Origin of the sequence: uncultured Parasphingorhabdus sp. (assembly GCF_963975555.1) — a bacterium.
Lineage (GTDB): Bacteria > Pseudomonadota > Alphaproteobacteria > Sphingomonadales > Sphingomonadaceae > Parasphingorhabdus.
Map to the genome: position 1 here is coordinate 84,909 of NZ_CAXBHH010000009.1, position 23,944 is coordinate 108,852.

The 23,944-nt window shown below is 52.0% G+C and carries 19 protein-coding genes; 11 read left to right on the top strand and 8 right to left on the bottom strand.

The features are described 5' to 3' along the window. Positions 1-41: 41 nt before the first annotated feature. Complete coding sequence (locus tag AAC060_RS14850) at positions 42-923, bottom strand: LysR family transcriptional regulator (RefSeq protein WP_339827613.1); 882 nt, start codon at positions 921-923, stop codon at positions 42-44. Between the two features lie 294 nt (positions 924-1,217). Between AAC060_RS14850 and AAC060_RS14855 the strand changes: the two genes are divergently transcribed. Together AAC060_RS14855 and AAC060_RS14860 are read left to right on the top strand one after the other, a co-directional pair. Continuing rightward, positions 1,218-2,456, top strand: a complete 1,239-nt coding sequence (locus AAC060_RS14855; protein ID WP_339827616.1) for a dicarboxylate/amino acid:cation symporter — start codon at positions 1,218-1,220, stop codon at positions 2,454-2,456. A gap of 343 nt (positions 2,457-2,799) precedes the next feature. Further along, positions 2,800-4,188 carry a DEAD/DEAH box helicase gene (locus AAC060_RS14860; RefSeq protein ID WP_339827619.1) on the top strand — a complete coding sequence of 463 codons (1,389 nt, stop codon included), beginning with the start codon at positions 2,800-2,802 and terminating at the stop codon, positions 4,186-4,188. 2 nt (positions 4,189-4,190) lie between these two features. On the opposite strand, the gene AAC060_RS14865 is transcribed toward AAC060_RS14860, so the two are convergent. The 3 genes from AAC060_RS14865 to AAC060_RS14875 all read right to left on the bottom strand — a co-directional run bounded on the left by AAC060_RS14865 (position 4,191) and on the right by AAC060_RS14875 (position 7,802). After that, a complete protein-coding gene (locus tag AAC060_RS14865; RefSeq protein ID WP_339827623.1) occupies positions 4,191-5,360 on the bottom strand; it encodes a CoA transferase in 1,170 nt (389 codons plus the stop codon). A 12-nt stretch (positions 5,361-5,372) separates the two neighbouring features. Then, positions 5,373-6,827 (bottom strand): coniferyl aldehyde dehydrogenase, encoded by a 1,455-nt coding sequence (locus tag AAC060_RS14870; protein WP_339827626.1) that lies wholly within the window; start codon positions 6,825-6,827, stop codon positions 5,373-5,375. Positions 6,828-6,923: 96 nt separating this feature from the next. Continuing rightward, the gene (locus tag AAC060_RS14875; RefSeq protein WP_339827629.1) at positions 6,924-7,802 is read right to left on the bottom strand and encodes a CoA ester lyase; all 879 of its coding nucleotides are present in this window, start codon (positions 7,800-7,802) and stop codon (positions 6,924-6,926) included. A gap of 234 nt (positions 7,803-8,036) precedes the next feature. Between AAC060_RS14875 and AAC060_RS14880 the strand changes: the two genes are divergently transcribed. Beyond that, positions 8,037-9,335: an O-antigen ligase family protein gene (locus tag AAC060_RS14880; protein ID WP_339827632.1), complete on the top strand. Its 1,299-nt coding sequence runs from the start codon at positions 8,037-8,039 to the stop codon at positions 9,333-9,335. 61 nt (positions 9,336-9,396) lie between these two features. Then, positions 9,397-9,771, top strand: a complete 375-nt coding sequence (locus tag AAC060_RS14885; RefSeq protein ID WP_339827635.1) for a hypothetical protein — start codon at positions 9,397-9,399, stop codon at positions 9,769-9,771. On the opposite strand, the gene AAC060_RS14890 is transcribed toward AAC060_RS14885, so the two are convergent. The 3 genes from AAC060_RS14890 to AAC060_RS14900 form a co-directional block, all read right to left on the bottom strand. Then, positions 9,768-10,835, bottom strand: a complete 1,068-nt coding sequence (locus AAC060_RS14890) for a mannose-1-phosphate guanylyltransferase/mannose-6-phosphate isomerase (RefSeq protein ID WP_339827638.1) — start codon at positions 10,833-10,835, stop codon at positions 9,768-9,770. The two genes, AAC060_RS14885 and AAC060_RS14890, sit on opposite strands and share 4 nt — an antisense overlap. Before the next feature lie 10 nt (positions 10,836-10,845). Next, a complete protein-coding gene (locus tag AAC060_RS14895; protein ID WP_339827641.1) occupies positions 10,846-11,517 on the bottom strand; it encodes a class I mannose-6-phosphate isomerase in 672 nt (223 codons plus the stop codon). A 148-nt stretch (positions 11,518-11,665) separates the two neighbouring features. Next, a complete protein-coding gene (locus AAC060_RS14900; RefSeq protein ID WP_339827644.1) occupies positions 11,666-12,973 on the bottom strand; it encodes a UDP-glucose/GDP-mannose dehydrogenase family protein in 1,308 nt (435 codons plus the stop codon). Positions 12,974-13,274: 301 nt separating this feature from the next. Between AAC060_RS14900 and AAC060_RS14905 the strand changes: the two genes are divergently transcribed. After that, complete coding sequence (locus AAC060_RS14905; protein ID WP_339827646.1) at positions 13,275-15,197, top strand: nucleoside-diphosphate sugar epimerase/dehydratase; 1,923 nt, start codon at positions 13,275-13,277, stop codon at positions 15,195-15,197. Between the two features lie 48 nt (positions 15,198-15,245). On the opposite strand, the gene AAC060_RS14910 is transcribed toward AAC060_RS14905, so the two are convergent. Further along, on the bottom strand, positions 15,246-16,103 hold the full coding sequence (locus tag AAC060_RS14910; RefSeq protein ID WP_339827649.1) for an LD-carboxypeptidase: 858 nt from the start codon (positions 16,101-16,103) through the stop codon (positions 15,246-15,248). Between the two features lie 34 nt (positions 16,104-16,137). Here AAC060_RS14910 and AAC060_RS14915 point away from each other — a divergent pair, with 34 nt between their 5' ends. The 6 genes from AAC060_RS14915 to AAC060_RS14940 all read left to right on the top strand — a co-directional run bounded on the left by AAC060_RS14915 (position 16,138) and on the right by AAC060_RS14940 (position 23,940). Beyond that, on the top strand, positions 16,138-17,550 hold the full coding sequence (locus AAC060_RS14915; protein WP_339827653.1) for a Mur ligase family protein: 1,413 nt from the start codon (positions 16,138-16,140) through the stop codon (positions 17,548-17,550). 925 nt (positions 17,551-18,475) lie between these two features. Continuing rightward, positions 18,476-19,087 carry a hypothetical protein gene (locus tag AAC060_RS14920; protein ID WP_339827656.1) on the top strand — a complete coding sequence of 204 codons (612 nt, stop codon included), beginning with the start codon at positions 18,476-18,478 and terminating at the stop codon, positions 19,085-19,087. Beyond that, positions 19,088-20,020, top strand: coding sequence for a PilZ domain-containing protein (locus AAC060_RS14925; RefSeq protein ID WP_339827659.1), 933 nt, complete (start codon positions 19,088-19,090; stop codon positions 20,018-20,020). It begins immediately after the preceding gene. Positions 20,021-20,251: 231 nt separating this feature from the next. Then, positions 20,252-20,806, top strand: a complete 555-nt coding sequence (locus AAC060_RS14930) for a PAS domain-containing protein (RefSeq protein WP_339827661.1) — start codon at positions 20,252-20,254, stop codon at positions 20,804-20,806. Positions 20,807-20,937: 131 nt separating this feature from the next. Next, entirely contained in the window at positions 20,938-22,626 is a 1,689-nt protein-coding gene (locus tag AAC060_RS14935; protein WP_339827663.1) for a hypothetical protein, read from the top strand. 486 nt (positions 22,627-23,112) lie between these two features. Next, positions 23,113-23,940 (top strand): universal stress protein, encoded by an 828-nt coding sequence (locus AAC060_RS14940; RefSeq protein ID WP_339827666.1) that lies wholly within the window; start codon positions 23,113-23,115, stop codon positions 23,938-23,940. Positions 23,941-23,944: the final 4 nt, after the last annotated feature.

Genomic DNA, 23,944 nt, shown 5'->3' on the forward strand with positions numbered 1-23,944 from the left:
ATGTCTTTAGTGCAGGGGTGGCTAACGCCGCCCCTGCCAATTCATGCTTCGTCAATACATGTCCGGAATATATTGAGAAATTCTTGCGCGACATGGGAAAATGGCCTGCTCTCCAGAGTTATCGCAAACACGTCGAAAGCCAGCGTCGGTTGCAGCGGACTAAATACCAGGGTGTCGTCCACTGTTGCCTGGGCGGTAAAATTGTCCAGCACCGCCATGCCAATTCCTTTGCGGACGAGAGCGGAACCGATATAAAATGTGCGCGCAGATACAACTTCGTTCAGTTCGACACCACTCCTGCCCAATTCGCGACGCAGCAAATCGCCTATCGGGCCGCTTTCTGCTAGGCTTATAAACCTCTCGTTGCAGACTTGTTTCAGCGAAACTCTTTCCGGTAGATCGGGCAGATCTTCCCGCCGATACAGCAGTCCTAGCTCGCCTTCTCCGAGCCAGTTGGAAATGACAGGCAATCCGGGCGGCGCCTTGTAGGCTACCACGATATCAGCCTCCCGTTCGTACAGCGAGCGCGCGATTTCCTCGTGATGCAATGTTTGAAGGTCGAAATAAACGTCAGGGTATTTTTCGGAAAACAAGCTGACGGCCCTTGGCAGAATATCTAGCGCTAGCGAGGGCAGAACAGAAACGCGTAAAGTTCCACTGCCATTGCGAAGGTTTCGCGTAACCTGCCGGAGTGACGAGACGCGTTGTTGGACGTCAGCAACCTCAATGAAAAGCGTATGTGCGTCGTCAGTCGGAACCAGCCTGCCACCGCGCCTGTCGAACAGAGGAAAGCCCAATAGCTGTTCGGCGTGCTTCAAGGTTTTCGTTACAGCCGGTTGGGAGATGTTAAGCGCTCGGGCAGCGGCGCTGACGGTGCCGTGAAGATAAACGGCGTGAAATATCTCGATATGACGCAAACGCATGTTTTGACCTACTTAAGTAAAATGGTGTCCATAAGTTCGCAAAGCTCATAGACGATAATAGGGAACTCGCCGGTAGCCATGATTGCTCTCATGTTGGCAACATCGCTGTAATGCTAGGCGAAGCACAGGAAACTGTATACCGCAATCTTGGAACCCGCTGTTGGCCAAATCAGGCCGATATCAGATTATCGCGTCACGATATAACGTCGGGTTATATCCGAGCATGGAAATGGCTCTAGTTTGAAGTCTGACTGCTGCTAGGCTGCATTATATTTACGGAGAGCTTAATTCGATATGATAAAATATTGGTTCACCACGCCTCTATGGAAACGGGTTATACTGGCGCTGGTTCTGGGCGTTGTTGCGGGCGTGTTGATGGGCGAGCAGGCGGAATCCATCAAATGGATTGGTGACCTGTTCATACGATCAATCAAGATGCTTGTGGTTCCTCTGATTTTTTTCTCCCTTGTTTCGGGCATCACGGCAATCGGTGATATCGGCAAACTGGGCTCGGTAGGGGGAAGGGCAATAGGATTATTCCTCGGCACTGCAGCTATCTCTGTCTCTTTGGGCATGCTCCTCGCCGAGCTCGTCCAGCCTGGTGCCGGACTGATAATCAGCTTGCCCGAGGGGAGCGCAATACCCGCTCCGCCTGATCAGTCGGTAATCGAGATGATCGTAAACCTCGTGCCGGAGAATCCGGTTATGGCGATGGCGCAGGGCAGTATTCTTCCGGTGATTGTATTTGCAGTGCTGTTCGGTATTTCGATCCTTGCGACGGGCGGCGAAGGCGCTCCGCTGGCAAGGGCGATGGATGCCGGTTCTATAGTCATGCAGAAAATGACGATGATCGTGATGGAACTGACACCTTTCGGCGTTTTTGCCCTGATCGCCTGGGTTGCTGGCACATTCGGATTTGAAGCACTGCTGCCACTGGGCAAGTTGGTGATGCTGAATTATGTCGGGTGCGGCCTGATTCTCGTGATCGTTTATCCGCTCATCATTCGCTTCATTGCCCGACTGCCGGTGATTGATTTCTATCGCGGTATTATTGACGCGCAGGCCATCGCATTTTCCACGGCTTCATCGAATGCGGCGTTGCCGGTCACTCTGCGATGCGTTGAACGGAATCTTGGTGTGTCCAACTCGATAGCCAGCTTCACCGTGGCATTAGGGGCCACGATCAACATGAATGGCACCGCCATGTATTTGGGTGTCATCGCACTGTTTGGTGCGCAAGCTTACGGTATCGAGCTTACCTGGATTTCTTATGTAATCATCGCTCTCACATCCACACTCGGCGCGATCGGCGCAGCGGGTGTGCCCGGGTCCGGGCTGGTGATGATGAGTCTTGTGCTTTCGTCCATTGGCGTGCCGCTAGAAACAATAGCTTTCGTCGCAGGGATTAATCATCTGCTGGATATGATGCGGACCATGACGAATGTTACAGGCGATGCCACCGTGGCAGTGGCCGTTGGCCGCATGGCCGGAGAAATCGATGTCGAAGAATATCGGTCGGCTGATGACATATAGGGCGTTCTCGTGACTTTGACGCGTCATCCCTTGGCAGTGCCCTACCGTCTTCTCCTCGTCGCTTCGCTGGAGTTTTTATCAAAACAGGCCCAATCACTCAACAACACCGCTTGACTTAATTACAAAAACATCTATGTTGCATCGCAGCAAAGGCGGCAATTGAAATTGACCGTCTGGCGAGAGTTCTGCGTGAGAGGTGACAAGATCATCTCGAACCTATCGCCTTCATTGCTTCTTTCTTTCCGGCAGCCTGATCACGCGGGTCGTCTTAACAGACGGCGAACACGCGTATAGCTTCCATGCTGTGCGCTGGAAACTTGCTGCTATTACAAGGTATAAAAAATTGACTAAATTTTCTGATTTCGCATTGGCGGAACCTATTCAAAAACGCGTGGCCGAAGGCGGCTACACCACTCCTTCACCGATCCAGCAGCAGGCGATTCCCCCAGCGCTTGAGGGTAAGGATATTCTTGGTATTGCGCAAACCGGTACCGGCAAGACCGCAGCTTTCTCGCTGCCAGCCATTCACCACCTGTTGACCGACAAACGGCGCGCTGGTCGTTTCGAATGCCGGATGCTGGTGCTGGCACCGACCCGGGAACTCGCACGGCAGATTGCCGACAGCATGACCGGCTATTCCAAAGGCCTCGGTCTGTTCATAACCTCTGCCTTTGGCGGCGTACCGATCAACCGGCAGAAGCGCATTCTGGAACGCGGTGTTGACGTATTGGTGGCGACCCCAGGTCGTCTGCTCGATCTGATCGACCAACGTTTCCTGACTCTTTCCAAAGTCGAAATCCTGGTGCTCGACGAAGCCGACCAGATGCTCGATCTCGGTTTCATTGTTCCGCTGAAGAAAATCGTTCCGATGCTGCCAAAACAGCGTCAGAGCCTGTTCTTCTCGGCAACCATGCCCAAGACCATCTCGCAACTGGCCGACCAGTTTCTGACCAACCCCATCCAGGTATCGGTTGCTCCGCAATCGACAACCGCCGAACGGGTTGACCAGCGCGTCACCTATATCAACCAGGATGACAAGCAGCGTCTGCTGAAGGATTTCGTCAACAACGAAAATCCCGATCATATGCTGGTGTTTACCCAGACCAAACATGGTGCCGACAAGGTTGTGAAAAATCTGATGGCCGTGGGCATTCACTCTGCTGCCATCCACGGCAACAAGAGCCAGCCACAGCGCGAACGCGCATTGGGTGACTTCAAAAAGGGTAAGATTAATATCCTTGTGGCGACCGATATTGCCGCGCGCGGTATCGATGTCGATGGCATCACCCATGTCATCAACTTCGACATGCCCAATGTGTCCGAGCAATATGTCCACCGGATCGGCCGGACAGCACGGGCAGGGGCAAGCGGTATTTCCTACTCGCTGGTGGCTCCGGACGAACGGCAGTTCCTGCGCGATGTTGTGAAACTGACCGGCGTGAAGCCAGACGTTATCGCATTGCCGGAAGGTTATGACGAACCGCCTCGCGAAGAAGTTGCTTCGCGTATCTATGGCCAGAAGCCGAAGAAATATGGTGCAACACCGACCCGCAGCGGACCGCCCAAGAACAAGCATAGCGCTCGCAAAGGTCGTCCAGGCGGCGGTGGCGGTTCCGGACGCGGTGGCCCGGGTTCCAGCGCAGGAGCCGGCGCCAAGAGCGACGGACCGAAGCATTGGAACAATGGTGCGAAATCGTTCAAACGCCGTCAGGCGCGCAACGGCGAAGCCTAAGATTATCCGGAGATTAGCGCCTTGCTCTCGGCAAGTGCGCTGATTTCCTCATCACCCATATCCAACCAATCCCGAAGCGCGGCGACATTATGTTCGCCGCGTTTTGCGGTTTTGCTGTCGGCGTCGATGCCGCTCTTCGAATTGGAGAAGCGATAGGGAGACTGGATGGTCCGGCGGGCATTGCCTTCATCGTCCGTTACGTCGACCACCACGCCATTAGCCTTCACGGCGGGCTGTTCATAAACGTCCGGCCCGAACGGGAAGACTTCGCCCCAGGCAAGATTGAGGCGGTCCAGGGCGGCAGTCAGCGTATCGAAATCATCATAAGAATAGATATGTTCTTCCATGGCCTCAAGGCGCAACCGGACCTTTGTCGGCACGTCCGCTCCTTCAGGTGTAGGATCCTGCAGACCGTCTTTCGTCGAAAACATGATCCAAAGCCACTTCATGTCACCGGTAATCAATATCTGGCGGTCTTCCGGCGCTTTCCAAACTAAAGTCTCGGGCGCTTTCGGCCAGATGTCGTCGAGTGCAAAATGGGCATAATCGTCCGAAGAATGCAGCACGTTGAGCATGGCGAGATCAATATATTGACCCTCTCCGGTTTGATCGAGCGTACGCAAGGCGGACAAGATAGCAATGATACCGTGTAGAGAACTGTAGCTGTCCGCCATCGCGAACTGCATATCGGTCGGCTTGCCACCGCTCATCTCTGCCTGCCGTGCAATCAAGCCGCTTTCCGCGTGCAGCACCGGCGCATAAGCCGCCCGGCCGCGTTCGGGACTATTCTGGCCGTAACCGGAAATGGAGAGCATCACCAGCCGGGGGTTGACCTTCGAAAGGTCGGCCCAGCCGATACCGAATTTGTCCATGATGCCGGGCCGGAAATTCTCGACGACAATATCTGCCTCGGCGGTCAGCTTGTGGATTAGCTCGCGAGCGCCTTCGGCCTTCAGATCGACACAGATATTTTTCTTGCCGATATTGAGCTGCAGATAATTTCCACTAACCCCGCTTTCCCGCTTGGCGAGCTTGCGCGTCACGTCGCCTTCCGGTGGCTCCACCTTGAGCACTTCTGCGCCCAGATCCGAGAGCATCCGCGTGGCATATGGCCCCGCCACGACACGTGAAAAATCGAGGACCTTGAGCCCTGCTAACGGGAAATCTGCCATATGTGCCTGACGTTAGAGTTTCATTTGCTGTTTCATGGTCTTTTCCGTACCCGCGCCATAGGGGGGCAGAAAACCGGCAATTTTGGCAATATTGATCTTCGGCTGGCGATAGACGGCCTTGGCGTGGCTGAATTCCTTGAATCCATCCGGGCCGGTATAGGCACCCATGCCGGAAGGTCCGACCCCGCCGAACGGCAGGTCATGCTGGGCGATATGGAAGATCACGTCATTGACGGTGACACCACCGGAAATAGTGCGATCCAGAACCTTGCGCTTGTCGCTCTCCGTTTCCCCGAAATAATAAAGCCCCAGCGGCCGGTCATGATCGTTCACATAGTCAATCACTTCGTCGAGATTGCGATAGGTCTTCACCGGCAGCACCGGACCGAAAATCTCTTCCTGCATCACCCGCATGTCGTCACTGACATTCTGCAACACGGTCAGCGGCATCTTGTTGCTGTTGGTGTTGGAGAAATCCTCGTCACCGGGATTGACGATGGTTTGCTTTGCGCCCTTTTGCACCGCATCGTCGATCAGCCCCTGTAGACGTTCCTTGTGCCGCCCGTTGATCACCGACGTATAGTCGTCATTGGCGATCAGGGTCGGATATTGCTCTGCCACATTCGACACGATAGCTTCGACAACGGCATCTTCCTTGTCCTGCGGGACCAGCAGATAGTCCGGCGCCAGACAGATCTGCCCGGCATTCATCATCTTGCCCATGGCGATGCGCTGGGTCGCCTTCTGGATATCCGCATCCGGCCCGATGATCGTCGGCGACTTTCCGCCTAGTTCCAGTGTCACCGGTGTAAGATTTTGCGCGGCGGCCGCCATCACATGTTTGGCAATCCCGCCACCGCCGGTGAAGATCAGGTGATCCCATGGAATTTCCGAGAAGGACTTGCCGGTTTCGGGACCGCCGGTGATGACGGTCATTTCCTCGGGTGCGAAATATTCGGCGACCAGTTTCTTGACCAGCTCGCCGGTCTCGGGACAGAATTCGGAAAATTTGATGATCACCCGGTTGCCCGCGCCAAAGGCGCCGATTGCCGGATCAAAGGCAAGATTGATCGGAAAATTCCACGGCGCGATAACGCCGACAACGCCCTTTGGCTGATATTCGACCTGACCGCTGGCACCCAGCAGGCCGAGCGGGAAATCCATCTTGCGTTTCTCGGGGCGCATCCACTTTTTCAGATTCTTTTTGTGATCCTTGGCATGGCCGACAATCGACATCAGGTCAGTCATCACGGTCTGGACGCTGCTGCGATGGCCGAAGTCATTGGATACGGCTTCGCAGAGCGCATCCTGATTTTCGATGATCATCTTGGCGGTGCGGTTGATCCGGTCCATCCGGGAATCATAGCTCACTGGCAGCTCGGCATGAAACGCATCGCGCTGGGCCTGAAAAAGCTTCATGATTTCATCTTTGCTGACTTCGCCAGCGGCTGCTTCCAATGCTTCCATCTCTGCTCTCCAAAGGGCAGGGCATTGATGCCCCGTCAAATCCATTTCAATCGACCACTTAAACGGTTTCTTGACGACTTGTCGAGGGTGAACCGGCTATTTTCCCAAAGCGCCGATTGCTTCAGCGGTCGCGACCAGCTGTTTCGCCTGTTTGAGATGCAGCAACTCCGTCATCTTCCCGTCAACGACAATCACGCCTTTGCCGGCGTTGACTGGGTCTTTAAAGGCCGCGATGATCGCTTCGGCCTCGGCAATCGCCTCCGCATCCGGGGCAAAGATCCGGTTCGCAGTCTCGATCTGCACCGGATGTATCAGCGACTTGCCGTCAAAACCAAGCTTTCTGGCTTCCAGACATTCGCTTTCAAGACCAACGGGATCGTTGAAGTCATTGTAGACGCTGTCGATAATGTTGATGCCATAAGCTCGTGCGGCGATGACCGACTGGATCATGACCGGACCGAAAATAGAGCGATTATGGACTGCCCGCATTTCTTTCGCCAGATCATTGAAGCCCATGACAAAGCTGGTCAGTCGGGTGTTCGGGCCAAGCGCGGCAATGTCTCCCAGATTCAATATTGCCTGCGGCATCTCGATCATAGCCCACAATTTGGTGGTGAGGCCTGTGCCCAGTTCGTCGATCGAACGATTGATCTGGATAATGTCATCTGCGCTCAATATTTTCGGCACCAGAACGGCATCGGCTTGGCTCAGGCACGCTTGTTTGAGGTCCTTAGCGAACCAGGGCGTATCCATCGCATTGATCCGCACGACCAGTTCACGGTCGCCATATTCATCGGACTGCAGCGCCGCACAGGCTCGCTCCCGGGCGGCTTCCTTGGCATCCGGGGCTACCGCATCCTCGAGATCAAAAATAATTGTGTCGGCGGCAAGGGTTTTTGCCTTCTCCAGCGCACGTTCGTTGGACGCCGGCATGTACAGGCAGGATCGGCGAGGGCGAAATTTTATCTGTGTCATGTTGGCGCTATATCCAATGCGAGACGCTGTGCAAACTGATCTGGAAAGGACAGCGGAATTTTCCTTCGGTGCAGTTTGGCAAACCAAGATTTTCCATCTTTGTCCGAGAGGCGATCCGGTGATGTCTGGTTGCACCCGAAGAGTAATATGTTTCGATAAGTTCCTGTTAACTATAAATAGGTAGAGGTCACTCATTATTACTGGGACTTGAAGGGTTTCCGGGAGTTCAAAAAGTTGATTGAAAGTCAGAAATTACCGGGAAAGCCGGTCGGAAAAGTGCTGTCATCGCATGCCGCCTTCATATGCATTGCGGCCATTTTTATGTTGCCTCTTTTTCATGTAGCCTTCCTGACCTCCTGGGATGGTAGTTTCTCCGACTGGCAAAGCACGGCACGACTGTTCTTTTTGCCTGCGCTTTATGTAGAAATCGCCATATGTGTCGTTGCGGTTGTGCGAGGTCTGAGTTTCACCAAATTTATTGGCAATCTACCACTTTCTGCTCAGATATCCCTCAGCTCTTGGTTGCTGCTTTTATGCATTTCGACTTTTTTTGCGGATGCCAATCCCGGGGTAGCGATTCTGGGGGCAGGTATCTGGTTTGTGCATCTGCTCTTTGCCATAGCGATCCTTTATCTGGTCCGGGACACTGGGCTCGAAGCGCTTCTCCTTGAAAAACTGACAATCATATTGTCGACAGCCGCCGCAGTTGCTGGATTGGTCGTATATGTATTTGCCAATGCCAAGGGGCTTGATGGCGATATAGAGTGGGTTTCCTATCTACCGGGCTTCGCCAATATTAGACATACTGGGTATATTTTTGCGCCAGCCATTGCGATCAGCCTAGCCAGTATAGCTGCCAAGCCGTCGGAATTCGTGAAAACGCACATGCTGCTCATAATTGTGAACTCCGCATTGCTGCTGTGGCTAGGCTCCCGGGGGGCGGTATTCGGAATATTGGTCGCATTTGTGGTTTGTCTTGTCTGCTTTTCCGAAATGCGATCCATCCGGTTTTTGTCAAGAGCCGCTTTTGCAGCAATTTCCGGTGCCATTTTATCCATTCTTGCACCTTTGCCACAACACGGTGCCTTTGGCGCTTTACAGAGATTTTGGAATACAAGCCCAGGTACGGCTGAATTTTCCTCCGGACGACTGAGCTTTTGGGTGGAGGCGTGGGAATTGATTGTTCAGCGGCCACTGGTCGGATACGGCCCCTTCCAGTTTCAGTTTGTCAGCAGGAATGCCGCTGGGGTCTTCAAACATCCACACAACAGCATTCTCCAGTTTTTGTTTGACTGGGGAATGATTGGCGGTCTGTCTTTTCTGGTATTGATCGGGCTGGCGGTTTACGCAGCGTTTTTCACGGCGAGAAGTCCATCATATGTGAAGCTTTTGTCGGTGATGGGCTTTACGACAATGTTTGCCTATTCATTGTTAGACGGATTGTTTTTCTACGCTTATCCAATTGCTCTCTCGATAGTCTTTCTCGCCATACCGATTGCAACCGGCTTCCCCTGGAAAGATAAGTTCGGCTAATAACGTGTTGACGATCCGAAAAGCATTGACCCCTGCTTTCGGCTAGACCAATCGGATTTTCATGCAATGGTACGAACTTAAAAACTGGATGGAATTGTCAACCGGGCTGGATCGCGACTCCCTGCATATCTACGCGGGTGTCGGGGTCCAATTGACCGCTGCATTATTCTGTCGTCGGTCGCTTGCGAGCCTAATCCCGTGGTTATGCGTGGCTGCAGTTGCACTGGGCAATGAATATAGCGACTATATTTTTATAGCCGAGGTCTTGGTTGAAAAGCAGATATATTATGACGAAGCAATTCGAGATATCTGGAATACCTTGCTCTTGCCATCAACGCTCTTGTTAATTGCAAAATTCTGGCCGCATTGGTTAACCGGGAAGGTCGATATTAATCGGAATTCTGATGCTTCGGAAGAGGGGAAACCTTCAGGCTAGTTGTTCTCTTCAAGCTTCTGTGCCATTTTTTTTACATCCTGAGATTGCCCGCGGGGTAAAATTACGACCTTGGTTCCATGGGTTACGATAATCAGATTTTCTACGCCAAGAACGGCGACTTCCAGGTCGTGACTGTGGATCAGGTTGTTGCTTGAATCGATTGTTTCGGCTCTGCCGAAGATGACATTCGAATTTGGATCCTTGTCGGATATCTCGAACAGAGAATCCCAGCTACCCACATCTGACCATCCAGGATTGACGGGGGTGACCGCAATCTTTTCCGCTTTTTCCATGATCGCATAGTCAATGGAATCCGATGGTGCTGAGGAAAATGCATCGGGATCAGGATAATGAATCCCGTTCTCCGTTCGTTTGCCGCTCATCGCTGATCTACAAGCCGCGAGCATCTCAGGTGAATGTTCTTCCATGGCGGCCAGATAGGCGTCTGCCCGAAACAGGAATATCCCCGCGTTCCAGAAATAGCCGCCATCCGCGAGCATTTTCTCGGCTTTTTCCTGATTGGGTTTCTCGACAAATCTTTTTGCGGCGAGACTGCGGGTGCTTCCGACAATCTTGTCGCCCTGCTGGATATACCCATAACCCGTTGCCGGTCCGGTGGGTTCGATGCCGAATGTCACCAACCAGCGGGCTTGCGCGACCGAAATGGAATCCTGCACCGCCTTTTGAAAAGCCGGGACATTTTTGATGATATGATCGCTCGGCATTACCAGCAATAAATCGGTCGGGTTCTCGGCGGCGAGTGCGGCTAGCGCAATCGCGGGTGCCGTATTGCGGGCACAGGGCTCCAATATGATCGCGCTGGGTGTCGCGCCTATCTCCTGCATCTGTTCCTGCATGATCTTGGCGTGGCTGGAAGCGCCGACAATGATCGGACTGCGATAGACAGAGGTTTCGGCGCAGCGTTGAAACGTTAGCTGGAACATACTGAGCGGACCAAGAAGGTTCAGGAATTGCTTTGGCTTCTCTTGAGTGGAGAGTGGCCATAACCGGGTCCCGGAACCACCGGACAATATGACCGGTGTAATGAGTGTTGTTTGCGGCATGATCAGGATCTCACGGCATTATGCAGGCGACAAGGGATTTTTTATTCTTGGAGAAATCTATATCAGACGATTGCGGGCATATACCACATTCGCCAGCCTTGATCAGCTTTCCGCGAACATTGGCAGATCCCTCCAAGGGGATGACTTGCCATTCCTTGCTTCCAGTTTGAGGCAATATCTCGTCGTCGGTACCGACAATCTGGAATAATTCAAATGCGGAGCCCGCGGGGATGCGGGACGATTCATCTGTTGGAATTTCTGGATTATATTTCGGGTCATAAGGTGATAGCTTGACTGCCGCCATCGCTTCCTCGAGGTGAAGTCCGCGCGGACGCCCGTAGTCGTAAATGCGATAGGTAACATCGATATTCTGCTGGATTTCTACTGCTGAAATGCCGGGGCCAATCGCATGGATCGTTCCCGGCGGAACATAATAGAAGTCACCTTTTTTGGCTGGCTTCCATTCTATGAGCTGCTCTATCTCTCCCAATATTGCCGCGGTTCTTAGCTTGGTAGCGCTGACGGGCTTTTTCAAACCCAGGCCCAATACGGCATCCGGTTTTGCATCCAGTATATACCAGCATTCTGCTTTGCCGTGCGGCAAGCCAAGCCGGCGTGCCTGCCGGTCGTTGGGATGCACTTGAATCGATAGCTTCTCACTCGTGAAAAGATATTTGGTCATGAGTTGAAGCGTAATAGCTTTCGGAGCTTCAAACCAGATTTCTCCGATTTTCTTTCCATTTACGGCACCAAATATATCAGGCAATATTTCCTGACCCCATGGCTTTTCAACGAATTTTCGTTTCAGCTTCATGACGTGATATCAAGATTCACTGGTTTCGCCCGACGCTCGTATATGCCAAACCGATTTGCGCAACTTCCACGGGATTGTAAATATTTCGCAAGTCGACCAGCACGTTGCCTTTCATGACTTGCGCGAGTTTCTCAAGATCCAGCGCGCGAAATGCATCCCATTCAGTCACGATGACAACCGCATCCGCATCTTTTGCAGCATTGTAGCTGCTATTTGTCATCTCGACTTCCGGCATGATCTCTTTTGCCAATTTCATGCCCTCAGGATCATAAGCAGTCACTTCAGCTCCACCGTCGATCAATGTTTGCGCGATAGCGATCGAAGGCGCATCTCTCATGTCGTCGGTATTGGGCTTGAATGTGAGGCCGAGCAAAGCCACTTTTTTACCGCGTGCTTCACCGCCGAGAGCATGAATTACCTTGCGGCCCATGGCGCGTTTGCGCTGGTCATTTACTTGTACCACCGCTTCGACGATGCGAACCGGACTATCATTGTCCTGTGCCGTTTTCATCAAAGCCAGCGTGTCTTTGGGAAAACAGCTGCCGCCATATCCTGGGCCCGCGTGAAGGAATTTCGATCCGATCCGGTTGTCGAGACCGATCCCACGGGAAACTTCCTGGACGTCGGCGCCAACTTTCTCGCATAAATCGGCGATTTCATTGATGAACGTGATCTTTGTCGCGAGAAATGCATTCGCGGCATATTTGATCAGCTCCGCGGTGCGCCGTCCAGTAAACAATATTGGTGACTCATTCAGGAACAGCGGACGGTAAATTTCGGTCATCACATCTTTCGCCCAGTCATCTTCTGTACCGATGACGATACGGTCGGGCTGTTTGAAATCACGGATGGCGGCGCCCTCACGCAGGAACTCGGGATTGGAAACCACGGCAAACTGCTCGCGGGGTTGCTTCTTCTCGAGTATAAGCTCAACTTCGTCCCCAGTTCCCACGGGCACGGTCGATTTGGTTATGATCACAGTCCGTTTTGTAATGGCATCCGCGATTTCTTCGCTGGCCGCGTAGACATAGCTCAGGTCAGCATGGCCATCGCCTCTGCGGGAAGGGGTCCCCACGGCGATAAAAATTGCGTCACAGTCTTTTACCGAATCGCCCAGATCGGTCGAAAAGGACAGCCGTTCCGCATCAACATTGCGTTTGACCAGATCGGCGAGCCCAGGCTCGAAAATCGGCATGATATTCTTGTCGAGGTCCGCTATTTTGTTTTCATCTTTGTCGACGCAAACCACATCATGGCCGAAATCAGCGAAACAGGCGCCCGAAACGAGGCCAACATAGCCAGAACCTATCATTGCAATTTTCATTAAATTCCCTTGAATATTTGGCGTCTAATCATGAAAAATCTGGCGGCTTGTGGCCCGTAGGCTAATCTAGGTCAAGTTCGTCGCAGCCAGATTATGTTAGATCGCCTTTTACAGCAGACTATGTGAATGTATCTTTAAACAGCATTCGGAAGGCATGATGTTTCAAGCCCAACATCAGCAGATCATGACAATTAACGGATAGACAAGTATTTTTAAAATGCTTGGCCTATTCGATTCTGATCGATAAATACGCCATTTAGCGTCATATGTCTGTAAACGGAATGCCAGCTTTGAGAAGTAAATGATCGAAAATATCACAACTGCTATCACATTGTTATTAGAGAGAATTGCCCGGCTGGCACGCTGGAAGAAAAAGGCGATCGTGTTCCTGCTCGACATTCTACTGTGCGTGCAGTCGATCTGGATCGCCTATTCTCTTCGCATTGGTGTGTGGGTGTTGTGGGATATTGCCGTCCAGAAAATCCTGCTGGTCTGCCTTTTGACGATGGTCCCCGTCTTTGTTCTGAGTGGCGTTTATCGCGCGATTTTTCGTTACGCGGGCACCGGAATGATGAAAACTTTGGTCCGCGCTTTTGCGATATATTCTGTGCTGGTCGCATTTATATTCGTGGTGGTCGGGCTGGACGGCGTGCCGCGTACCATCGGGGTTATCCAACCCGTAGTGTTTTTCATCCTCGTCGGCTTTGTCAGAGTCGCGGCACGATATCTGATGATCGATATTCTTGGCCGCAATCGCTTTGCGGGGGAGGTTAAAAATGTTCTGATTTATGGTGCCGGTAGCGCCGGACAACAACTCGCAGCCTCTATGCGGTCTGAACCCGGCATGCGATTATGTGGTTATGTCGATGATGATCGGCGGCTCGATGGTCAAAGACTGGATGGATATAAGGTTTTCTGGAGCGAGCATCTGCCGGAACTGATCAAGAAAAGGGAGATTACGGATATCTTGTTGGCCTTGCCGACAATAAACCGGAAAAAACGACGCAAAATTGTCGACCAGATTCGCGCCTTTAAAGTTCACGTCCAGACATTGCCGGATATGAAGGCAATCATAGCCGGTAAGGTTTCCTTCAGTGATATTCGAGAACTCGAGATCGAAGACCTGCTTGGTCGCGAGCCTGTGAGGCCGAATGAATTATTGTTCGGGCGGACGATCGTCGGCAAGACAGTTTTGGTGACAGGGGCAGGCGGGTCTATCGGCGGGGAGCTTTGCCGCCAGATCGCGAAGTCGGGAGCCCATCGCCTGATATTATTGGATCTGTCCGAATATTCGCTCTACCAGATCGAAAAAGAACTGCAGGAATTGCTGGTTACGGAAGGCAAAACAAAGCTGGAGTTGATACCGGTTCTGGGTTCGGTTGTTGATGCAGTCAGGCTACGGGAAATATTCACGCTGTGGAAGCCGGATACCGTGTTCCATGCGGCAGCATATAAGCATGTGCCGCTTGTCGAGGCTAATCCCATAGAAGGCATTCGCAATAATATATTGGGCACGCAAACTTTGGCGGCAGCTGCGGAAGAAGCACGGGTCAGCGATTTTATCCTTATCAGCACCGACAAAGCGGTGCGGCCGACCAATGTGATGGGCGCGTCAAAGCGCGCAGCTGAACAGGTGATTCAAAATTTCGCCGAGAAAAATGGCGCAACCAAATTTTCCATGGTCCGGTTTGGCAATGTCTTGGGTTCTAGCGGTTCTGTCGTGCCTTTGTTTCGCAATCAAATCGAGCAGGGCGGTCCGATCACGCTGACAGATCGCAACGTTACCCGATATTTCATGACGATACCGGAAGCGGCTCAGCTGGTTATTCAAGCGGCAGGTATGGCCAAAGGTGGTGAAGTGTTCGTGCTTGATATGGGGAAATCTGTGAAGATTCTGGACTTGGCCGAAACGATGGTCCGGTTATCAGGATTGACGGTTCGTGACGAGATCAATCCAGAAGGCGATATTGAGATAGTAGAAGTTGGGTTGCGTGCCGGCGAAAAACTCTATGAAGAATTGATCATCGGAAATGATCCCCAGGCGACACAGCATGAAAGAATTATGAAGGCGCATGAATCTTATATTGCGGCAGATGTACTAAATGAGCTTATTGCACGCTTGATGGACTGTCGGGATCCGAAAGCTGCCGTAGCATTGCTCAAATCTCTGGTGCCTGAATTCGCCCACGAACGGGACAATGTTGACATGGAAAAAGCCTCTTGAATATAGGCTAGCCGCCAATGACATGAACGTTCTGTTCCGGCTGATTTGTCAGATGTCGAGCAATCCAAACGGAACAACGCGGTTCTGGACATCGTGACCGATGTCGGACCGGCCTAAGAAGGCGATACCATTCTGCCGCGACCATCGCTCGGCAATCGCTTCCGCATCTTCGCCAAAGGGCCGGTCATTATCGGGAATATCACTGACGCGGCCCAATTTTATTCCGGTCAGACCATGATCCGCCAGATTGCTGCACAGATGAAACATCGCGCGATCAAAGGCGTATAGATATTCGGATATTTCCTCGATGATCAGAATATGATCTCGCAGATCGGGCATCAGCTTTGTTCCGGTCATCATCGCGAGAGTCATCAAATTGAAGGCAGCATATTTTTGACCACGGATCAGGTCCGGCTCGAGGGCATCCGGCTTTTTATGCACGATCCAGTCCAGAGCCCTCCCTATGGCTTCCTCGCCGCCGGTTCTGCCGATATCAGACGGCATGGGACCATGGGCGATTTCACCGATGCCTGCGCGATAGAGCGCCGCCAGCATATTGCCCGCATCGCTATATCCGAGATAGGTCTTGCGTTTCGCATTGCTGTCCAGACGAGCGGTTGCGGCTTCCGCTATCCGTGCGGCACCATAGCCGCCGCGGGCAAACCATATGGCGTCAATGGTCGGATCGTTGGCCAGGGCGACGAAACTGTCGAGCCGCTGTTTGTCGCTGCCGGCAAAATGTCCGTGCTCGAAAAAGCACTGCTCATCGAATATCAATTTCGCTTCCGGATGACTTACCGCAGCAAGCGCGATGACACGCTCGGCCCCTTCTTGTGAAAAAGGGGTCGACGGCGCACAAATACCGATGCGTAGTGATGAAGAGATGGATTTTGTTCCTTGCGCCATTGCCAAATAGATCGAGAAGCAATAGCGCGAAAAAATGAGTGAAGACAAATCCTATTATTTTTGTGGAATCGGCGGTTCCGGAATGTTGCCGCTGGCAATGATTGTCAAAGCGGCAGGCGCGCGGGTCGCAGGGTCCGACCGGGCGCTGGACCAGGGACGACTGGCTGATAAATTCCAATGGCTGCAGGATCGCGGAATCAAGCTGTTCCAGCAGGATGGCAGCGGCCTGGTCGATGGTGGCCAGATATTGATAGCCTCTGCCGCGATTGAAGATAGCGTGCCCGATGTCGCGCAGGCGATTGCACTCGGCTGCAAGCGAATGACACGGGCTGAACTTCTGGCAGAGCATTTCAACGCGGTGCAACGTAGCATCGCGGTAGGCGGCACTAGCGGCAAGTCGACAGTCACCGGAATGATCGGCTGGATATTGACCGAGGCGGGCCGCGACCCGACGATCATGAATGGCGCGGTGATGAAGAATTTTGTCAATGACGATGCTCCATTTGCGAGCTCTCGTGTCGGCGTCGGCGATTTGATGGTTAGCGAAGTCGACGAAAGTGATGGTTCCATCGCTTTATTCGATCCTGAAATAGCGGTGCTCAACAATGTCAGCCTGGATCACAAGAGCCTCGAAGAGCTGAGAATATTGTTCGGAAATTTCATTGCCAAATCTCGGCACGCGATCTGGAACCATGATGACGAAGAATCGCGTATGCTGGTTGCCTCATGCCGTCTGGCAAAATCAACCAGCTTCGGATTTTCAGAAGATTCGGATTTTCGGGCCCTGCAAGTCCAGGAAGAATCTCTTGGCAGCAGTTTCACGTTGCGGACAGATGGCGCAGATCACCATGTCTCTCTGCGAGTGCCGGGCAAGCATAATATCGCCAATGCACTGGCAGCCGTTGCGGCTTGTTGCGCGATTGGCGTGCCGGTTGACCGTGCTATAGCGGCGATTGAAACATTTATCGGCCTGGCGCGCCGATTTGATATCGTCGGAACCGAGAACGAAATTAGCGTGATCGACGATTTCGGTCATAATCCCGACAAGATCGCTGCGACGCTTGCGACCCTGAAGGCTTTTCCTGGCCGGGTTGTGGCTTTCTTTCAGCCGCATGGATTTGGACCGATCCAAAAAATGGGTGCAGAGCTTGCCGGAGTTTTTAGCGAACATCTCAACGGCGATGATCGCGTCATATTGTGTGATCCGGTATATTTTGGCGGAACGGTCGATCGCACGCTTGGCAGCGAATCCATCGTTGATGCGATAATCGCCGCGGGTGGTGCGGCCGAATATTTTGCGACACGCGAGGACTGCGGAGACAGAATAATCGAGATTGCAAGAGCCGGCGACCGTATCGTCATCATGGGCGCGCGGGACGATACTCTTCACAGCTTTGCCCAATCCATTCTGGCTGCGGTCGCGAATAGTCGGGCAGAGGTGAGTTGAATCCGGTAAGACATGCCCGAGGCGTCCCGGCGAATTCAAGATGGTCGCACAATCCAGTTGTTCTTACACCTCTCAAACAAATTCCGTAATCGGTTGTTTTTATACACCTAGTGATACGGGGCAAATTGCCTTCGGGCTTTGTTCAAATGCCATCACCCGAGATGGTAGAGGGTAAATGAAATGGTAACCTATATGAAGAAAGCGTAAATGCTCGCGACTTAACGTTACACGTTTATAAAAATATTTGTTTAAATATAATGGGTTACGAATACGAAGCCGTAACAAACTGTAACAATAGCCGTATCTAACTGCAGAACATTCCGATGTTTAGGCAGAAGGAATGGGCAAGTGGGGCAACTCGGCTCTTGTCTGTGGTAACCCAATGAAGCACCACAGTTGCCCCGGCGTTGGTGCGATATTCTGGTCAATATCGTACCGATTATTTCCTGGTGGAGTGGATAAGAATATTATCCGCTCCACCATCGGAGAGACGCCCGAGCGCTTCCCGCTTGCACATAAGTTGTGGGGAGTTTCATGCAGTCAGCCGGCTCAATATTGTTAGAACGGAATGTCGATTTTTTGCGCTCATTATGTGGCGTGAAATTCGTTTCGCTCACTATATTATTTGCCATGACCTTGTGCAGCCTGCCGGCACTGGCATCGGCACCAAAGCAGACGGATCCGACTGTTAAGGGAAAGGGGCGCGCTGCGGCTATAGCAAGTGCACGGGTGGTCAAGCCTTTCACCATGATTGCGTCAGCGCAGGCCGCAACCAAATCACAGAATTACGGACTCACTGTCTTGCGGCGCACGACACATCGTGACTGCTCGAATCTATTGGGTGTCGAGACTGAACAAGGCACTGCTGAATCGTGCGAATTGCGCTTGATAGAATTGCAGTAAGCAGGAAAATATGGGAAATTTAATGCTGAAATCCCTCGTGGAATATGAGGAACCAACGTCCGGGCCGGGCACTCGGGAGCTATGTGAGACACGGCGCCTGCATATTTTCCCGTTGCTCATCGCTCTGACGTATTTTGCTGCGCCAGCCCCATCCTTGGCAGAGGCAGGCCCTCGCGAGAATATCGCCATCGCATTGTCGAACAGCATTGTTGCTAGTCCGGTGGGGACGGGTGATGCCCCGCGGGCGGTCCCGGGAGCCCTGGTCGACTATTCCGTTGCTGTGACGGGTCCGTTGGACCAAGCGACCCCTGCCACATCCTTTGCCATCACCGATACGATCCCCGATCAGCTGTCGCTTTTCGTGGGTGATCTGGCGCAGGCCGGGACCGGGCCGGCTGCTTTCATCGACAATGACAGCGGTCTGGAATTCGGCTTTGATGGCCTCGCCAGTTTGACGGATTCAATCGAATTTTCCAGCAATGGTGGCACGACTTTCGATTATATTCCCGTCGCTGATGCGGAGGGATTTGATCAGAATGTCACTCATATCAAGCTTCGTCCGCGTGGTGAGCTGATGCCGGTCAACGAAAAATATGAACGTTTCTCCATACGTTACAGAATGAAAGTGAAGTAAATGAAAAATGGGATTCAAGCTGTCACCCTCTCGATGGAGCCTGCCGATGACGTCTTGACGACAGCAGATCGGCGGAAACAGGATCGGCATATTGCGATGCTACGCCTTGCCAAGATTAGAGCGGAATCCGGAGAAGGGTGGGGCTTTATCAAAAATCTCTCCGCCACCGGGATGATGCTTGAAGTGCATTCTGATTTTGAGCTGGGGAAGCAAGTGTCGGCCATTTTGAGCGAAGATCAGGAACTGGCCGGTGCCGTGCGGTGGCGCGACCAGTCACAAGCCGGTATCGAGTTTTTTGAGCCCATCGATGTTGCAAAGCTGTTGTCCAAACCAACCGCTGACAAGTCCGGACGAGTTCCGCGTCTGCCCCGTATCACGATGAAACATCCGATAAACCTCTATCTGGGTTCGCAGCTGATCCACGCCGATATATGTGATATTTCGCCCGCGGGTGTTTGTATAAGAACAGACTATTCTTTCGAGATGGGTAAAAGCTTGCGTCTTTCAGTGCCGAATTTGCTGGATATCAGCGGCACGGTTCGGTGGCAATCGGCCGATCGCGTCGGGATCGTGTTCTCGCAGCGGCTTCCTTTGGATGATTTGATGATTTGGTTATCGACTTTCTACAAGGCAGACAAAATCGAAACTTCTGATGTCGTCGCTCTCAATCACGGTGAAGACATAGCGGACACCATTGATCCGGCATCAAATTCTTTGCCTTATCAGGTCATCGGACATGACGATCTGGATAAAGAGATTTTGATTGATAAAGTGGGTTCGGCGACTGAAGCTCTCATTCAGTTCAAAGCCACATCGAAATTTTTCTACAAGGTAAGCATCCGCAATGCCGATAATGTCCCATTGTCGATAGGTACGATCGTGCTGCGCGCGTCTGATGAAGAAATGGCAGCCGCCCGATCTCAAGTCGGTTGAATATTTATATACCGCTGGTTTTGCTATTCTCAATCAAATCGAGCCGTTACATTCTCGTTTTTGGTTAGGCCGGCAAAGACTTTGCTATACGTGACGATATAAGTTGTGCATAAATATCGTGGAACCACATCAATATTAAGAATTTTTTAGCCATGTTTGCAATATTGTCCGGTTCATGAATTTACTCAAATTGTGCTGACTGTTGCGTAAAAATATTGCAGCGCTAAATTAATGGTCCTCACAACGGGAAATAATCCCGGTGTGATGCGGGGATGTGGTCGCTCTATGTTATCAGTCTATTTATTATATTCACTGGCATTGGCCTTGTGTGTAGTCATTGTCGTTTTGGTTCTTCGGTTGAAAAATCTAAAAGCCGACTTGAAGTCTGCGGAACTTGATCTTGATCGCTGTCAACTGACACTTGAAATTTCGGAAGATGTTGGTCGCTTTGGATCCTGGCATATTGATGTAGCGACAAATGTTGTAAGATGGTCAGACTATATTTTTGACATGCACGAACGGCGCCATTCTCTCGGGAATCCGATGCTCGAAAACGCGATCGATTATTATCATCCGGATGATCGACCCATGGTTGAAGCGGCGGTTCAGCTTGCGCTAGACGAAGGTGAGGATTTCGAATTTCGCGCTCGTATCGTTACCGAACATGGCAATGAACTTCCGGTTCTGGCCCGTGGCACCTGTCAAATAAGTGTTGATGGTGAGATTCTGGGAATCTTCGGTTGCTTTGTCGATTTGAGCACACCGGAAGATCGGTCGCCCTCTTGAATTTCGAACATTATTTCCACATTCTGGAACCATCTACTTACAAGCGGGTTAGTAGTAGTGGACCGCTACACTTGCTCTGAACAGATTTAACAGGGGAGGTCGTTGCTAAGCGCGAGAGGGCCCTGCCAGTTTTGAATGAAGAAGATAAACTACAACTTTGCCTAGAGCGCGACCGCTTGCTTTGCAGTCCCGAATTTGCGCGCTCTCCTACAATGAGCAAGCTGCTGCGTTTTTTGGTCGATTATAAATTGCAGGGAGAGAGAAAACCGCTAACGGCTTACACCATTGCGGTCGACGCTTTGGATCGCGATGATGGGTTTGATACCCAGATTGATAGCTATCCCCGCGTGCAGATTGGCCGTCTTAGGCGGATGCTCGACCATTTTTATCTACGCGAAACCAGCGAGAAACGGCTTTCGATACCTTATCAATATTATGAGATCGTTCTGGAAACCAATAAACCGGTAGAAGCATCGTCTCACTTGCTTGGGGACGCTCGTGTTGAGAAATCGCTTGCTTCACCGACCGTGAGCCAAGGTAGTTCGACGGGGCAGTCTGATGCCAAAACGAGCCCTGCTCGCCGTTTGTTGTCGGTCGTTCGCAATTATATCTGGGCGGTTATTGTCGTCGGTATGCTGGCGGCAATTGGGACATTTTACTATTTGCAACACACCGCGCCGGTAACGGCAAAAACAATTTCTTATCCTGCGATCATCGTGGAGGGGGCAGAAAACATTGCCCGTTCTTCATCGCGTGCAAAAACCCAGATGACTCACAGTTATCTTATCGGAGCGCTGAAGAAGTTCGACCAATTGCGGGTCTTTGATGAAGATGTAAATGGACCGAATGGCCACCAATATGTGCTCGAATCTTCGATTTTCAACGAAGCCGCGGATCGTATTCAGCTTCGTCTCGTCGACAGCGCAACCAGAGAGGTGATCTGGTCCAGCCCGATTGATGTCGGAACGATTGAAACACTGGAGGATGATCTCGATCAGGCCGTCATTGCCATAGCCAGTCCCCATGGGAAGGTCGCCCAGCACGAGTTGTCGAAATATCGTGGCGATTATTCACCCGGATATCCGTGCCTGCTGCAATTCCATCAATTTTTACGATACCGTGAGAAAGCGCTGTTGAGACCTGCTTTGCAATGTATGGAGATTTCCGCAGAACAGTTTCCCAATGACTCCTATCTGATGAGCATGCTTGTCGTCGCGAAAAGTCTATCGGAAGAATTTGGTGGTCAATTTGAAATTGAGGGCGTTAGCAGGGATTTCGCGCTGAAAGCCGCAAAACTTGACAATGACAGTGCCTCGGCAACATTTGCCGTTGCGCAAAGCGCCTTTTTTGACGGTGACTGTCGCAGGGGTGTGGCATGGGGGGAACGTGCCGTCCGGCTTAATCCGTTAAATTCCAGAATAATGGGCTATTTGGGTTTATACATGCTGGCATGCAGAATGCCGGAAGGCGAAGCTTATTCGACGAGAGCTTTGCAAATGGATCCCGATGCGGATCTGGTGGTCGCGGCAACTTTAGCGATGCAAAAACTACGGCGCGGGGACGCAAAAGCGGCCCAGCAGCTGGCATCAGAATATATGGATTCGGCACCAGGTTCCACACCAGGACTGGAGATAAGCTATATTTTGTCGACCGCAATGCTGGGTGACAAGGATGAAGCAAGAAGAGTCTGGCGCGGTTTGACCGAACGATCCGGTCTGTCAGAATCCGCTCCGCCACGCGAAGTGCTTAGCAAATGGATGTCAAACCCATTGCTGATCAGCGAACTAGAGGCGGATTTTGTAAAAGCCGAGCTCTATTAAAGGGTTGAACAACGACTGTTGTTCGGTGTCTGATCCGGGTTGGCTCGAATATGTAGATGTTACGATCACCAAAATCCGCCCATTCTTCTGTCCGCTCCACGAAACAATCACCGATCGGCAACAAGAGCTTGCTGATTACTCTTCGGCTGGAAGCCGGTATTCGCACGATTTTCGCTAAGAGATCGCGGGGGTAATATTCCATAAGGAACATCACGGATACCGCGCGTCGATGAGGAACATCATAATATTGCGAAATGGGCGAGCAGTGGTTGCAAGTCTGATGGTCAGGAGCGGGAATTGAGAAAAATCGGCCCATTTTCATCAACATATCTCCTGACCGTACCATCCCGATCCACCCCGGCTAAGGGAGTGTGACAGGATAGCGGACCACGTCTTCTTTCTTCCCCACCCCCCCGGGCGAGGAACGGCGATGTGGTCCGCGATTTGAGTCAGGATCGTGACGAGATAGAAAGTAGAGGCAGGACCATGAATCACAGATCAATTCTTCTGGCCACTGACCTGTCGGCGCGTTGTGATCGCCCGCTCGACCGGGCTCTGATGCTGGCAAAGGAATGGCGGGTCAAATTGGTCCTGCTTTACGTTATGGATCCCGGTCTGGCGAACGATCCCGTCACCAATATCCGTGATATCGAGTTGAAAATCGCCGATCAATTGCCCAAGACCAAAGTCGATGTCGAGATATTGGTCAAATTTGGCGATGTCGCTACCACGGTCATCGAAACGGCAAAGACAAAGAAATGCGATCTGATCGTGACCGGTGTCGCACGCTACAATAGCATTGGCGACATCATTCTTGGCAGTCCAGTCGATCAAATAATCCGAAACGCTTCTGTCCCGGTGTTGGTCGTCAAGCGGCGGCCCAAACATGCTTATAAAAATATTCTGGTCGCCACCGATTTCTCGGACTGCTCGCTGCAGGCGTTGAACGCTGCTGCCGAATTATTTCCGGATCCCAGACTTCATTTGGTTCATGCCTATCAGGAGCCTTATAGTGCTTGGTTGAGTTCCGATCAGGTCGCTCAGGACGTGAAGTCCGAAGAACAGACAGCGATGACCCGCTTCCTCGCCAAACGGGCGATTTCCGATGCGGTTTTCGACCGGGTCAACGGATCAATCGAAAAAGGTGATCTGGGGACCGTGCTATTCCGTAAGATCGCAGCGACCAAGTCGGATCTGGTGGTCTTGGGAACCCATGGCCGCGGCGCGCTGTCGCGTGCAGCCCTGGGCAGCAATGCGCAGCAGGTCCTCGGATGGGTAGAGGAAGATGTAATGATGGTACGGGAAAGAAAATAGGGCT